Annotated in this window: 7 protein-coding genes, 2 tRNA genes, 2 rRNA genes and 1 pseudogene; all 12 read right to left on the bottom strand. The window is 41.3% G+C overall.

Annotated elements, in window-relative coordinates; translation table 11 throughout:
* Window positions 1-19 precede the first annotated feature (19 nt).
* Window positions 20-2,947: ribosomal RNA gene (locus QNH24_RS00060) — 23S ribosomal RNA — on the bottom strand.
* Between the two features lie 215 nt (window positions 2,948-3,162).
* Window positions 3,163-3,238 (bottom strand) — tRNA-Ala (locus QNH24_RS00055).
* A 15-nt stretch (window positions 3,239-3,253) separates the two neighbouring features.
* Window positions 3,254-3,330: transfer RNA gene (locus QNH24_RS00050), tRNA-Ile, on the bottom strand.
* Between the two features lie 94 nt (window positions 3,331-3,424).
* A 16S ribosomal RNA gene (locus tag QNH24_RS00045) occupies window positions 3,425-4,976 on the bottom strand.
* The 16S and 23S rRNA genes sit together here with 2 tRNA genes alongside, the layout of an rRNA operon.
* Window positions 4,977-5,390: 414 nt before the next feature.
* Window positions 5,391-5,766, bottom strand: a pseudogene (locus tag QNH24_RS00040) (IS4 family transposase); the annotation flags it as partial.
* A gap of 176 nt (window positions 5,767-5,942) precedes the next feature.
* The gene (locus QNH24_RS00035; protein ID WP_283870216.1) at window positions 5,943-7,025 is read right to left on the bottom strand and encodes an HD-GYP domain-containing protein; all 1,083 of its coding nucleotides are present in this window, start codon (window positions 7,023-7,025) and stop codon (window positions 5,943-5,945) included.
* Between the two features lie 143 nt (window positions 7,026-7,168).
* Complete coding sequence (gene gyrA / locus QNH24_RS00030) at window positions 7,169-9,637, bottom strand: DNA gyrase subunit A (RefSeq protein WP_283870215.1); 2,469 nt, start codon at window positions 9,635-9,637, stop codon at window positions 7,169-7,171.
* 25 nt (window positions 9,638-9,662) lie between these two features.
* Window positions 9,663-11,597 carry a DNA topoisomerase (ATP-hydrolyzing) subunit B gene (gene gyrB, locus QNH24_RS00025; RefSeq protein WP_283870214.1) on the bottom strand — a complete coding sequence of 645 codons (1,935 nt, stop codon included), beginning with the start codon at window positions 11,595-11,597 and terminating at the stop codon, window positions 9,663-9,665.
* A 91-nt stretch (window positions 11,598-11,688) separates the two neighbouring features.
* Entirely contained in the window at window positions 11,689-12,804 is a 1,116-nt protein-coding gene (gene recF, locus QNH24_RS00020; protein ID WP_283870213.1) for a DNA replication/repair protein RecF, read from the bottom strand.
* A gap of 3 nt (window positions 12,805-12,807) precedes the next feature.
* Window positions 12,808-13,032, bottom strand: coding sequence for a S4 domain-containing protein YaaA (gene yaaA, locus QNH24_RS00015; RefSeq protein WP_283870212.1), 225 nt, complete (start codon window positions 13,030-13,032; stop codon window positions 12,808-12,810).
* A 155-nt stretch (window positions 13,033-13,187) separates the two neighbouring features.
* Window positions 13,188-14,324, bottom strand: coding sequence for a DNA polymerase III subunit beta (gene dnaN, locus QNH24_RS00010; protein ID WP_283870211.1), 1,137 nt, complete (start codon window positions 14,322-14,324; stop codon window positions 13,188-13,190).
* Window positions 14,325-14,492: 168 nt separating this feature from the next.
* Window positions 14,493-15,842, bottom strand: a complete 1,350-nt coding sequence (dnaA, locus tag QNH24_RS00005) for a chromosomal replication initiator protein DnaA (protein WP_283870210.1) — start codon at window positions 15,840-15,842, stop codon at window positions 14,493-14,495.

The raw sequence follows: 15,842 nt of genomic DNA, 5'->3' as shown, positions 1-15,842 counted from the left end.
ATTGAATGCTTCAAACATATTGGTTAAGTCCTCGATCGATTAGTATTCGTCAGCTCCATGTGTCACCACACTTCCACCTCGAACCTATCTACCTCATCGTCTTTGAGGGATCTTACTTACTTGCGTAATGGGAAATCTCATCTTGAGGGGGGCTTCATGCTTAGATGCTTTCAGCACTTATCCCGTCCACACATAGCTACCCAGCGATGCCTTTGGCAAGACAACTGGTACACCAGCGGTGTGTCCATCCCGGTCCTCTCGTACTAAGGACAGCTCCTCTCAAATTTCCTACGCCCACGACGGATAGGGACCGAACTGTCTCACGACGTTCTGAACCCAGCTCGCGTACCGCTTTAATGGGCGAACAGCCCAACCCTTGGGACCGACTACAGCCCCAGGATGCGATGAGCCGACATCGAGGTGCCAAACCTCCCCGTCGATGTGGACTCTTGGGGGAGATAAGCCTGTTATCCCCGGGGTAGCTTTTATCCGTTGAGCGATGGCCCTTCCATGCGGAACCACCGGATCACTAAGCCCGTCTTTCGACCCTGCTCGACTTGTAGGTCTCGCAGTCAAGCTCCCTTGTGCCTTTACACTCTACGAATGATTTCCAACCATTCTGAGGGAACCTTTGGGCGCCTCCGTTACCTTTTAGGAGGCGACCGCCCCAGTCAAACTGTCCGCCTGACACTGTCTCCTGCCCCGCTAAGGGGCATGGGTTAGAATTTCAATACAACCAGGGTAGTATCCCACCGACGCCTCCTTCGAAGCTGGCGCTCCGAGATCTCTGGCTCCTACCTATCCTGTACAAGTTGTACCAAAATTCAATATCAGGCTACAGTAAAGCTCCACGGGGTCTTTCCGTCCTGTCGCGGGTAACCTGCATCTTCACAGGTACTATAATTTCACCGAGTCTCTCGTTGAGACAGTGCCCAGATCGTTACGCCTTTCGTGCGGGTCGGAACTTACCCGACAAGGAATTTCGCTACCTTAGGACCGTTATAGTTACGGCCGCCGTTTACTGGGGCTTCAATTCGCAGCTTCGCTTGCGCTAACCACTCCTCTTAACCTTCCAGCACCGGGCAGGCGTCAGCCCCTATACGTCACCTTACGGTTTTGCAGAGACCTGTGTTTTTGCTAAACAGTCGCCTGGGCCTATTCACTGCGGCTCTCATGCGCTTGCACGCTCAAGAGCACCCCTTCTCCCGAAGTTACGGGGTCATTTTGCCGAGTTCCTTAACGAGAGTTCTCTCGCACACCTTAGGATTCTCTCCTCGACTACCTGTGTCGGTTTGCGGTACGGGCACCTCTCACCTCGATAGAGGCTTTTCTTGGCAGTGTGAAATCAGGAACTTCGTCCATACGGACTCGCCATCACAGCTCAACGTTACAGTGTGCGGATTTGCCTACACACACGCCTTACTGCTTGGACGCGCACAACCAACGGCGCGCTTACCCTATCCTACTGCGTCCCCCCATTTCTCAAACGGTGAGGAGGTGGTACAGGAATATCAACCTGTTGTCCATCGCCTACGCCTATCGGCCTCGGCTTAGGTCCCGACTAACCCTGAGCGGACGAGCCTTCCTCAGGAAACCTTAGTCATACGGTGGACGGGATTCTCACCCGTCTTTCGCTACTCATACCGGCATTCTCACTTCTAAGCGCTCCACCAGTCCTTCCGGTCTGACTTCAACGCACTTAGAACGCTCTCCTACCACTGACATCGTAGATGTCAATCCACAGCTTCGGTGAATCGTTTAGCCCCGATACATTTTCGGCGCAGCGTCACTCGACCAGTGAGCTATTACGCACTCTTTAAATGATGGCTGCTTCTAAGCCAACATCCTGGTTGTCTGTGCAACGCCACATCCTTTTCCACTTAACGATTACTTTGGGACCTTAGCTGGTGGTCTGGGCTGTTTCCCTTTTGACTACGGATCTTATCACTCGCAGTCTGACTCCCGTGTATAAATATCTGGCATTCGGAGTTTGTCTGAATTCGGTAAACCGGGATGGCCCCCTAGTCCAAACAGTGCTCTACCTCCAGTATTCTCATCACGAGGCTAGCCCTAAAGCTATTTCGGAGAGAACCAGCTATCTCCAAGTTCGATTGGAATTTCTCCGCTACCCACACCTCATCCCCGCACTTTTCAACGTGCGTGGGTTCGGGCCTCCAGTAAGTGTTACCTTACCTTCACCCTGGACATGGGTAGATCACCTGGTTTCGGGTCTACGACCACGTACTATTTCGCCCTATTCAGACTCGCTTTCGCTGCGGCTCCGCCTTCTAAAGCTTAACCTCGCACGTAATCGTAACTCGCCGGTTCATTCTACAAAAGGCACGCTATCACCCATTAACGGGCTCTAACTACTTGTAGGCACACGGTTTCAGGATCTCTTTCACTCCCCTCCCGGGGTGCTTTTCACCTTTCCCTCACGGTACTGGTTCACTATCGGTCACTAGGTAGTATTTAGCCTTGGGAGATGGTCCTCCCGGATTCCGACGGAATTTCACGTGTTCCGCCGTACTCAGGATCCACTCTGGAGAGAACGAACTTTCGACTACAGGGCTTTTACCTGCTCTGGCGGACCTTTCCAAGTCGCTTCATCTAACTCGCTCTTTTGTAACTCCGTATAGAGTGTCCTACAACCCCAAGAGGCAAGCCTCTTGGTTTGGGCTCTTCCCGTTTCGCTCGCCGCTACTCAGGGAATCGATTTTTCTTTCTCTTCCTCCAGGTACTTAGATGTTTCAGTTCCCTGGGTCTGCCTTCAAGACGCTATGTATTCACGTCAAGATACTACGCGATTAAACGTAGTGGGTTCCCCCATTCGGAAATCTCCGGATCAAAGCTCACTTACAGCTCCCCGAAGCATATCGGTGTTAGTGCCGTCCTTCTTCGGCTCCTAGTGCCAAGGCATTCGCCGTGCGCCCTTAATAACTTAACCTGCAGCTTTCAATACACATCGCATTTCGTTGTCAGCTTCACTCGTTCAATCAGTCACGTACTTAAGTACGCTCCTTCATTCACTCGATTGCTTCCTAGAACTGCTCGTGTCTTGAAACCTTTATTATGTTATTAAGCCTATAAAAAAACTTAAAAAATAAATGTGTTTGTTACAATTTCAATGTCGTTTTATCCAGTTTTCAAAGAACAAATGATTGGTGGAGCCTAGCGGGATCGAACCGCTGACCTCCTGCGTGCAAGGCAGGCGCTCTCCCAGCTGAGCTAAGGCCCCAAGAGGAAAAATACATGGTGGGCCTAAATGGACTCGAACCATCGACCTCACGCTTATCAGGCGTGCGCTCTAACCAGCTGAGCTATAGGCCCTCTTGGAAGTTTTATAATTAAATATAAACCTTCAAAACTGAACGCAAAACGTAATCTTACAAACCCAAGGTTTGTATTCCGAAAATATCCTTAGAAAGGAGGTGATCCAGCCGCACCTTCCGATACGGCTACCTTGTTACGACTTCACCCCAATCATCTATCCCACCTTCGGCGGCTGGCTCCAAAAGGTTACCTCACCGACTTCGGGTGTTACAAACTCTCGTGGTGTGACGGGCGGTGTGTACAAGGCCCGGGAACGTATTCACCGCGGCATGCTGATCCGCGATTACTAGCGATTCCGGCTTCATGTAGGCGAGTTGCAGCCTACAATCCGAACTGAGAACGACTTTATCGGATTAGCTCCCTCTCGCGAGTTGGCAACCGTTTGTATCGTCCATTGTAGCACGTGTGTAGCCCAGGTCATAAGGGGCATGATGATTTGACGTCATCCCCACCTTCCTCCGGTTTATCACCGGCAGTCACCTTAGAGTGCCCAACTAAATGATGGCAACTAAGATCAAGGGTTGCGCTCGTTGCGGGACTTAACCCAACATCTCACGACACGAGCTGACGACAACCATGCACCACCTGTCACCGTTGCCCCCGAAGGGGAAACTATATCTCTACAGTGGTCAACGGGATGTCAAGACCTGGTAAGGTTCTTCGCGTTGCTTCGAATTAAACCACATGCTCCACCGCTTGTGCGGGCCCCCGTCAATTCCTTTGAGTTTCAGTCTTGCGACCGTACTCCCCAGGCGGAGTGCTTAATGCGTTAGCTGCAGCACTAAGGGGCGGAAACCCCCTAACACTTAGCACTCATCGTTTACGGCGTGGACTACCAGGGTATCTAATCCTGTTTGCTCCCCACGCTTTCGCGCCTCAGCGTCAGTTACAGACCAGAAAGTCGCCTTCGCCACTGGTGTTCCTCCAAATCTCTACGCATTTCACCGCTACACTTGGAATTCCACTTTCCTCTTCTGCACTCAAGTCCCCCAGTTTCCAATGACCCTCCACGGTTGAGCCGTGGGCTTTCACATCAGACTTAAAGGACCGCCTGCGCGCGCTTTACGCCCAATAATTCCGGACAACGCTTGCCACCTACGTATTACCGCGGCTGCTGGCACGTAGTTAGCCGTGGCTTTCTAATAAGGTACCGTCAAGGTACAGCCAGTTACTACTGTACTTGTTCTTCCCTTACAACAGAGTTTTACGATCCGAAAACCTTCTTCACTCACGCGGCGTTGCTCCATCAGGCTTTCGCCCATTGTGGAAGATTCCCTACTGCTGCCTCCCGTAGGAGTCTGGGCCGTGTCTCAGTCCCAGTGTGGCCGATCACCCTCTCAGGTCGGCTACGCATCGTCGCCTTGGTGAGCCATTACCTCACCAACTAGCTAATGCGCCGCGGGCCCATCCTATAGCGACAGCCGAAACCGTCTTTCAGTATGTCACCATGAGGTGACATAGATTATTCGGTATTAGCCCCGGTTTCCCGGAGTTATCCCAAACTATAGGGTAGGTTGCCCACGTGTTACTCACCCGTCCGCCGCTAACGTCAAAGGAGCAAGCTCCTTCTCTGTTCGCTCGACTTGCATGTATTAGGCACGCCGCCAGCGTTCGTCCTGAGCCAGGATCAAACTCTCCATAAAAGAAATTTGATTAGCTCAAATTGTTTTGCTGGCATCAATTTTGATGTCCAAATTTTTGTTTTGTTCACTAGTGAAAGCTAGCTACTAAAAACTATATTGATTACGTTTTGCTTGTTCAGTTTTCAAGGTTCATTTACTTTATTTTCAACGTCACCTCTTGGCGACTCATTAATAATATCAATATTCTATAACTATGTCAACACCTTCTCAAAAGAATTATATTATTTTTTTATAATTAACTATTTCATTCCTATACTATCTTAGTATTAGAAAACAATAACATACTCTTTAACGTCGCATGAACTATAATTGAATTTTGCGTTTTTAAAAAATCGTAGACAGTTAAACAAAAGTAGTTAACACCTAATTTTTTTATTTTAAACTTTGACTGAGGCAACGGACCATTCTCAATCCTTATGGAACCATATTTCCTTTTATTTTTTCTAGGTAAGTTTCGTGCCCATTTCCATAGTACTGCTTTTAAGTGCCTACTAATTTGTAGTTTGTATGAAGTTGTGTTAAAGAAATATACGATCACCGCAATGTACATCCGATTGTGCACAGTTTGCTCGCTTTGCCCGTAGAGCTTTTTAATATTCAGATGCTGTTTCATCCACTTAGCAACTTCATCTGCACCCAGTACTTGGATACGAAGAAATGGATTTTTGTCATCATTTTGCACATTGCCAATCAGTATCATTTCATCCGCTAACACCAATACTTCATATGATTCAATCACACGTGTTTCGGCGTTTTATCGTAAGCGTGGGACAAAGAAAAATCCATCATCGATTCTCGATCTTCACATCATTTTAAAAGATGTATTAAAAAATACAGTCTCTTTCCTTATAAAACTTACCTTCTTTGCTCATAGAAAAATCCCCTCTAGGCAGAATTGTATTGACTATTACTGTAGCCATTTTTCAACTCCTACATTAGAAGGGATAATACATCCTCATATTGCCTTTATAAATTTGTAATAATACGTGAAATATAGAATGTACGATTTTTCCCTAAATCAAAAATCTCACCTGAAAGGCATAGTTTGATAAGTGGTCGTGTTGGTGCAAATTTATTTACAAACATTACTTCTCCGCGTTCCAAATTAGACAATTCTACGATTGTTCCTATTGGTAGGTCAGCAACAATATCAATAAGTGCTCGAACTACTTTGATATCAAATTTTCCAAATTCGGATTCATTAATCATTTCGATTACTTTAAAGGATGATTGTTTAGCTCTATATACACGTTCGCAAGTCATTGCATGAAATACATCTGCAACCGCTATAATTTGAGCAAACATCGAAATATTTGCGATTTTCTCAGCCTTTGGGTAACCGCTTCCGTTTAAGCGTTCATGGTGTTGAAAAATGGCTTCCTTCATTGTATCTTTTAAGATTGTTAAATCCTTGACCATATTATAACTATACGTCGGATGCTTATAAATTTCGTCAAATTCCTGCTCTGTTAAGGTTGTTTTCTTATCCCGAATCCGAGGGTGAATTTTTGCCATTCCACAATCAGCTAACAGTCCCCCAATTGCAACTTGAATGGTTGTTCCTCTATCATAGCCTAATTTTTGTGCTATCACTGCTGAAATCAATGCCGTTGCAACACAATGATGATATAAATAATCTTTAGGGTTTGAATACTCATTTAAATCAAAAATGATTGTTCGATCCTCTAACACCATTTCCACTAACGGTAAAATAATTGAACGTGCTTTGGCAATATCAACTTTTGCACCAGCTTCCCAATTTTTAAATTCCTTTTTAAATTGTTCAACAGAATTATCATAGACCCTCTTAAAAGTTGGAACAGCCTCAGGTGGTGCAACTAATTCGGTATCATTGACCTCTGATTGATGGTCCGTGCCATCCTTGTAAACAGAAACTCTTGAAATATTAAAAGCAAAAAAAACTTGTAAATGCTCATGGGAAATGATTGTGTTTTTAAATATTATAGGATATTGTGTGTTTGCAAAAATATCCTCTGAAATTACTTTACCTACACGCAACTCCGATATTGGGACATGTATAGTTTCCATGCAATTAACACCTCTTCACTATTTCTCTTGCTTTAACAGTTAATTTCATTTTATCATGGAATTCAAAATAATTACTTATTTTTCATGAATTATGCTAAAAAACCGATGAACGGCAATTTTAGCTGCCGTCATCGGTCCCTTTATTATTCTTCTACTTCATCATTTTCTTCAATAGGCTCATCTTCTTTTTCAACTTTTGCTACAGTTGCAACAAGCTCGTCATCCCCTAAACGAATTAAACGAACTCCCTGTGTACTACGACCAATTAATGAAATATCATTGACATCCATACGAATCAACATGCCATTAATGGTAATAAGCATTAAATCCTCAGATCCATCAACAGTTTTTACAGCTACCATTGGACCGTTTTTATCAGTGATTTGCATGGTTTTCAACCCTACACCACCACGGCTTTGCAAACGATATTCTTCTTCAGAAGTACGTTTACCGTATCCTTTTTCCGTAACAACTAGGATTTCCTGACCTGGCTCTATAATTTCCATACCAACTACTTCATCACCATCACGTAGTTTGATACCACGCACACCGCCTGCAGTACGTCCCATTGAACGAATATCATCTTCTTGGAAACGAACAAGCATCCCATCACGAGTACCAATTATAACTTGCTTGTCGCCATCTGTTAAACGAACTGAAATGAGATCATCATCTTCTCGTAAACTAATAGCTATTAAACCATTGGTGCGGATATTAGCAAATTGAGATATTGGTGTACGCTTTGTAATCCCTGTCTTAGTAGTAAAGATGAAGTATGCCTCTTCATCATCAAATGAACCTACACGGATCATTGCTGTTACTTTTTCACCTTTTTCAATATTAAGTAAGTTAACAATTGGTAATCCCTTCGCTGTACGACCGAATTCTGGAATCTCATAACCTTTTGCTCTAAATACTTTTCCTTTTGAAGTGAAAAATAAAATTGTATCATGTGTGGATGTGTTCATAAGGTGCTCTACAAAATCGTCTTCATTTGTACCCATACCTTGCACACCACGACCACCACGTTTTTGACTGCGATATGTGTTTGCAGCTAGACGTTTAATATATCCATTATGCGTTAAGGTTACGACCGAATTTTCAACTGGAATTAAATCTTCGTCCTCAATCATTTCTATACCGCCAGAAGTAATTTCAGTTCGGCGTTTATCATTAAAGCGTTCTTTCAATTCTAAGATTTCTGTACGAATAATATCGACAATTTTCGCTTCATCTGCAAGAATTGCCTTCAACTCAGCAATTAGTACTTGAAGCTCTTGATATTCAGCTTCAATTTTTTCACGCTCTAATCCACTTAAACGGACTAAACGCATATCTAAAATTGCTTGTGCTTGACGTTCCGATAAATTAAAACGCTCCATTAATTGTGGTTTCGCTTCTTCACCACTACGAGAACCACGAATAATAGCAATAATTTCGTCGATATGATCAAGCGCAATACGCAAACCCTCTAAGATATGCGCACGATCTTCAGCTTTCCTTAAGTCAAATTCTGTACGACGACGAATAATAACCTTTTGGTGCTCTAAATAATGATGCAACATCTCTTTAAGGCCCATCACTTTTGGCTGACCATTTACTAAAGACAGCATATTAATACCGAAGCTCGATTGCATTGCTGTTTGTTTATATAAATTATTTAATACTACATTGGCATTCGAATCTTTACGTATTTCTATGACTACTCGCATACCACGACGATCAGATTCATCACGTAGATTTGTAATACCTTCAACTTTTTTATCGCGTACAAGCTCTGCTATTTTTTCAATAAGCTTAGCTTTATTTACTTGGTACGGTAACTCATGAATAAGAATTGTTTCCTTACCATTCGATTTTTGTTCAATCTCTACTTTCGCACGAATAATAATTGAGCCACGACCTGTTTCGTATGCACGACGAATACCGCTTCGACCTAAAATTAATCCACCCGTTGGAAAATCAGGTCCAGGGATGATTTCCATTAATTCTTCAGTCGTAATGGCAGGATTTTCAGAAAGTGCTATTACCGCATCTATCGTTTCCCCAAGCTGATGTGGTGGAATATTCGTGGCCATACCAACAGCAATCCCTGCCGCTCCATTTACTAATAAGTTAGGATAACGACTTGGTAGCACAATAGGCTCTTTCTCTGAACCATCATAGTTATCTGTATAGTCAATTGTATCTTTATTAATATCGCGAAGCATTTCCATAGCAATACGAGACATACGTGACTCCGTATAACGCATTGCAGCTGCTCCATCACCATCCACAGATCCAAAGTTACCATGACCATCAACTAACATGTAACGATAGCTGAAATCTTGCGCCATACGAACCATCGCATCATAGATAGAAGAGTCACCATGTGGGTGGTATTTACCCATTACATCCCCAACGATACGTGCGGATTTTTTGTATGCTTTATCTGCTGTATTCCCAAGCTCCTGCATACCATATAAAATACGGCGGTGTACAGGTTTTAATCCATCACGCACATCAGGTAATGCACGTGAAACAATTACACTCATTGCATAATCAAGAAAGGATGTTTCAATTTCTTCTGTGATATTAACTCCTTTAACACCGGAGCGTTCTTGTTCTGACAAAGTGTAGACCTCCTCTCAAGAAAAATTAAATATCTAAATTAGCGTATACAGCATTTTCTTCAATAAATTGACGACGAGGTTCAACTTCATCGCCCATTAAGCGCTCAAATGCTTGGTTTGCTTTAATAGCATCATCTAATTCTACTTGTAATAATGTACGATGCTCAGGATCCATTGTCGTTTCCCAAAGCTGTTCTGCATTCATTTCACCTAAACCTTTATAACGCTGTACACTTGGCTTTGGCATTTTTGGTAGTCGCTCAAGAATAGCCTTTAATGTTTCATCATCATAGCAATACTCAACATGTTTGCCTTGCTTTACTTGATAAAGTGGTGGCTGGGCAATATAAATATAGCCTGCCTCTATCAAAGGACGAAGGAAACGGAAGAAGAATGTTAGCAATAATGTACGAATATGTGCACCATCAACATCGGCATCTGTCATAATGATAATTTTATGGTAACGAGTCTTTTCTAAATTAAATTCTTCACCAATACCTGTACCAAATGCTGTAATCATTGCACGTATTTCAGCATTCGATAAAATTTTATCTAATCTTGCTTTTTCAACATTCAAGATTTTACCACGTAACGGTAGGATTGCTTGAAAATGACGGTCACGTCCAGATTTAGCAGAACCACCAGCGGAATCACCCTCAACGATATAAATTTCACATTCTGCCGGATTTGTCGAAGAGCAATCTGCTAATTTACCAGGTAAGCTAGATACTTCAAGAGCATTTTTACGGCGTGTAAATTCACGTGCTTTCTTTGCAGCTACACGAGCACGAGCAGCCATTAAACCTTTTTCAATAATTTTACGAGCAACTGTTGGATTCTCTAACATAAAACGTTCAAAACCATCTGAGAATAGAGAATTGGTAATTTGGCTTACCTCAGAGTTACCAAGTTTAGTTTTAGTTTGCCCTTCAAACTGTGGATCAGGGTGCTTAACAGATACAATTGCTGTTAACCCCTCACGAACATCCTCACCAGTAAGATTAGCATCTGATTCTTTTAACAGACTGCTTTTGCGGGCGTAATCATTAATAACACGTGTAAGGGCTGTTTTAAAACCAGATTCATGTGTACCGCCTTCATACGTATTAATATTATTAGCAAATGAAAAAATATTAGAGGAGAATCCAGCATTATACTGCATAGCAATTTCAACTGAAATACCATCCTTTTCTCCAAGAACATCAATTGGATCATGGATAGGCTCTTTCGATTGATTTAAATGCTCTACATAAGAACGAATACCACCTTCATAGTGATATGTAGTAGAACGCTCCTCACCTTCACGCTCATCAGCAATCGTAATCTTTATCCCACGATTTAAATAAGCTAATTCACGAATACGATGTGCTAAAATGTCATATTCATAGACAGTGGTTTCTTTAAATATTTCAGGGTCGGCTTTAAAACGTGTAGTTGTGCCATTATGGTCTGTATCTCCAATAATTGTTAGCTGTTGTACAGTTTGACCGCGCTCAAATTTAATCTCATGAATATGACCTTCACGATGTACTTGAACAATCGTTTCAACTGATAATGCATTCACAACAGATGCCCCAACACCATGAAGTCCACCAGATACTTTGTAGCCACCACCACCGAACTTACCACCCGCATGCAGTACTGTCATAATAACCTCTACAGCAGGCTTACCCATTTTTTCTTGAATACTTACTGGAATACCACGACCATTATCTTCTACTCGAATCCAATTGTCTTTTTCTATCGTTACTTTTATATCTGTACAAAATCCTGCTAGTGCCTCGTCAATACTATTATCAACAATTTCCCATACTAAGTGGTGAAGCCCTTTAGAACTTGTTGAACCGATATACATACCTGGTCTTTTACGTACGGCTTCTAAACCTTCTAATACCTGTATCTGATCGGCCTCATAAGCTTGATTTTGTAAACCTTCGTTCTCTATAGCCACGGCTTTCATCTACTCCTTCATAACATCATTTGTGTAAATGAATGAACAGTCAACCGAGCTGACTATTACCATTCTTTTGTAATCTAAAAAACTACCCGGGTTAACTTTCTTCAATCGCTCCTTGTTTCACGTGGAACAGCTGTGCATGCTCCATTGTCTCATGATGAATTCCATCAACGCTTGTAGTCGTTACAAAGGTTTGAACCTCACCCTGAATGGTATTTAATAAATGCGATTGGCGATAATCGTCGAGTTCCGACAATACATCATCTAAAAGTAGTATGGGTGTTTCATTTGTTTCTTGTTTAATTAATTCGATTTCAGCAAGTTTTAATGAAAGAGCGGTAGTACGTTGTTGCCCTTGCGAACCATAAGTCTGTACATCATAGCCGTTTACTAAAAACTGCAAATCATCTCGATGTGGCCCCACTAATGTTACTCCTCGATCAAATTCTCGTTCCTTAGCTTCAACCAGCTTTTTATGCAAGAAGTTTTCAATTTCACTGGAAGTATGATGCTTTTCTATACCAGCTACAGTGCGATAGTTGATAAGCAATTTTTCCTTCTCTTGTGAAATACCTCCGTGAATTGGTTCTGCCCACTCTTGCAATAAATCCATAAATTGAAATCTTTTTCGAATAATTTGGGTAGCAGCGTGAATATATTGTTCATTATAGACCTCATACATCACGGTATCTGTCATTGTTTTTCCTTGATTCATTTTTAAATAGTGGTTACGTTGTTTTAAAATTTTTTGAAAGGTTAATAAATCATGTAAATAAACAGGCGAAATTTGCCCAATCTCCATATCAATAAAACGTCGTCGTATTTGCGGACTCCCTTTTACAACATTCAAATCCTCGGGAGCAAACATCACGACATTCATTTGACCAATATAATGACTAAGGCGACTTTGCTCTATATGATTAATCTTACCCTTCTTACCTTTTTTTGTAATCGTAAGCTCTATTGGTAAAATGCCATGCCTTTTTTGAACGGCCCCTTCTATTTTACCATAGTCTGAATCCCAACGTATCAATTCTTTATCGTTCGTCGTTCGGTGGGATTTAGCCATCGCCAATACGTAGATAGATTCCATTACATTTGTTTTTCCTTGCGCATTTTCACCAATGAAAACATTAATTTTTGGAGAGAATTTTAAAGCTAAGGCATCATAGTTACGGTAATTTGTTAGTTTTAACTGCTCTATATGCATATCTTACTGTCCAGTGGATCCAATGATACGAAATCGACCACATCCAGGAATATTAACAATGTCTCCGTCACGTAATTTACGACCGCGGCGATCATCCACTTCTCCATTTACATATACATCATTTTCTTGTAAAAACCATTTCGCCATACCACCTGAGCTAATCGCATCAGTCATTTTTAAAAGTTGCCCTAACGTGACAAACTCCACATCAATTTCTATGTCCTTCATAGCTGTGTTCCCCTCCAAATTCAGACTGTCTATCTCTCTATCATACCTAAAATTTCATCATAAGTAAAAAAAGATAGCCGCAATTAGCGACTATCCTAATGTTTTTAAAGTCAATACAGTCCATTTTGTTTTTCCATCGAACGTACTTTAAATTATTAATACGTACGTACAGGTAAAATTAACTGTAGTATTGCATCATCATGAACAGAACGTAAAATAAATGGTCTCATTGCTCCTGTAAATTGGATGACGACATCTTGACCATCGATGGCTTTTAATGCCTCCATCATATATTTCGCACTAAAGGAAATTTTTAAGTTCTCCCCTTCAAGTAATTCTACTGGAATCTCCTCTTGTACTTTACCGATTTCTGGAGAATTAGAAGAAACTTCAACAGCTTGGTTGTCTAGAATTTCAAAACGCACAACATTATTACGATCACCTCGAGCAACGAGCGAAGCACGATCGATTGCTTGTAATAATGATTTTCCATTAATCGTTACATTTGTTTGATACTCTTCTGGAATTAAACGTGTTGTATCTGGGTAGTTCCCTTCTAGTAAACGAGAGAAGAACAATACTTCTCCAGTTTTAAATAACACCTGTTGGCTCGTAATAACAATTTGAACAAGGTTAGTTGAGTCTTCTAATACTTTATTTAACTCATTTAGGCTTTTCCCTGGAATAACGACACTATGTTCAACTTCAGGTAAGTTTTCTAGCTGAACTTTTCGTCTTGCCAATCGGTGACTATCTGTTGCAACACAGATTAATGCTTCATTTTTTATTTGCCAGTTTACACCTGTCAACACAGGTCTGCTTTCTGAAGTAGCAACAGCGAATACTGTTTCACGAATAATAGACTTTAATAGGTCAGCTGGAATAGTAAATTTTTGATCTTCCGTTAATTCAGGTAGTAATGGATATTCTGTAGCATCTGATCCAATTAAATGGAATTCTGATTTTCCAGAACGAATATGCGTTTGGAAACCAGGTGTTACGTTGATTTCAACCTCATTTGTTGGCAATTTACGAACGATTTCATTAAACATACGGGCTTGAACAACAATTGATCCTGTCTCTGTAATATGAATAATTTGTTGTCCATCTTCTTCCACTGGAATGAACGTTTGAATCGTAATATCAGCATCACTACCAGTTAAGCGGACTCCTTCCTCAGTAACATCAATTTTTATCCCCGTTAAAATAGGTATCGTTGTTTTGGAGCTTACAGCTTTCATGACATCATTTAAACCTTCTAATAAACGGTCACGTAAAATATCAAATTTCATTCGTTTTCCCTCACATATTTATATTATTTATTTATATAAAATAAAAAAGATATAGTAATAGGCTCTGTGGATTTGTGGATAAGTGTATTTAAGTGAACAAAATCAGTCTATCCACATGTAGATAGACTGTGTATAAGTTTGTGTTTAAATAATTGAATTGTCCACAGATTATTTCCCTAACATGCTTCTAATCTGCTTAATATCCTGTTGTAGTTGAACATCATTTTTCAACATAGAAGATATTTTTTCGTGAGCATGTATAACAGTAGTATGATCCCGTCCACCAAATTCTTCGCCAATTTTCGGCAGCGAAAAATCTGTTAATTCGCGGGATAGAAACATCGCAATTTGACGCGGGAAAGCTATTAATTTTGTACGTTTTTTGGCAGCAAAATCTTCTAAACGTATATTAAAATGCTCTCCTACTGCATTTTGAATGTCTAATATTGTGACAGTTCGCGGCTTCGAATTAGGAATGATATCCTTTAATGCTTCTGCAGCCAAAGTAGCATTAATATCCTTGTTTACTAGTGATGAATAGGCAACGACGCGAATAAGCGCACCTTCAAGCTCCCTAATATTGGAGTCGATCTGGTTCGCAATATAGAGCATTACCTCATTTGGCACTTCTAAACCGTCAGCCTTTGCTTTTTTTCGAAGGATGGCGATACGAGTCTCCAAATCTGGTGGTGCAATATCTGTGATTAATCCCCATTCAAAACGAGAACGTAAACGGTCTTCCAGAGTCGGAATTTCCTTTGGAGGACGGTCACTGGAAATAACAATTTGTTTCGATTCTTCATGCAATGTATTAAAAGTATGGAAAAATTCTTCCTGAGTTGATTCTTTTCCTGCTAAAAATTGAATATCATCAATTAGCAGTACATCTACATTGCGGTATTTGTTTCGAAAATCGAGTGCCTTATTATCTCGAATTGAGTTAATAAATTCATTTGTAAATTTTTCAGATGATAAATAGACTACCTTGGCATTTGGGTTATGTTCTAAAACATAATGACCAATTGCATGCATTAAGTGTGTCTTGCCAAGCCCTACTCCCCCATAAATAAAAAATGGGTTATAAGCCTTCGCGGGTGCTTCAGCCACAGCCAGTGAGGCAGCGTGTGCAAAGCGGTTACCAGAGCCAATAACAAACGTATCAAAAGTATACTTCGGGTTTAACATACCTGGTGAAATATCATGGTGATCGTTATTTTTTGCTTGGATGATCGGCGCTGGTAAATCAAAATCGTCCGAATCCTGGTTTTTTTGAACAACAAATTTAATAAGCAAGTCTTCGCCTGTAAGCTCCGTTAATATACCTGTAATCAAATGAATATAATGATTCTCAAGCCAGTCTCGAGCAAACGAATTTGGCGCGGCTATTGTAACAGTAGAACCACTACCATTATAAGTAAGTAGTTTCGTAGATTTTAGCCACGTTTCGAAGCTTGGTTTAGAAATTTTTTGTTCAACTTGAGCCAGGACATTGTTCCATAATTCTTCTAAATGTTCCAA

The organism is Lysinibacillus pakistanensis, from assembly GCF_030123245.1.
Classification (GTDB): domain Bacteria; phylum Bacillota; class Bacilli; order Bacillales_A; family Planococcaceae; genus Lysinibacillus; species Lysinibacillus pakistanensis.
The sequence above is the reverse complement of the archived record's forward strand: the minus strand, read 5'-3'. Positions and strand labels throughout refer to the sequence as shown.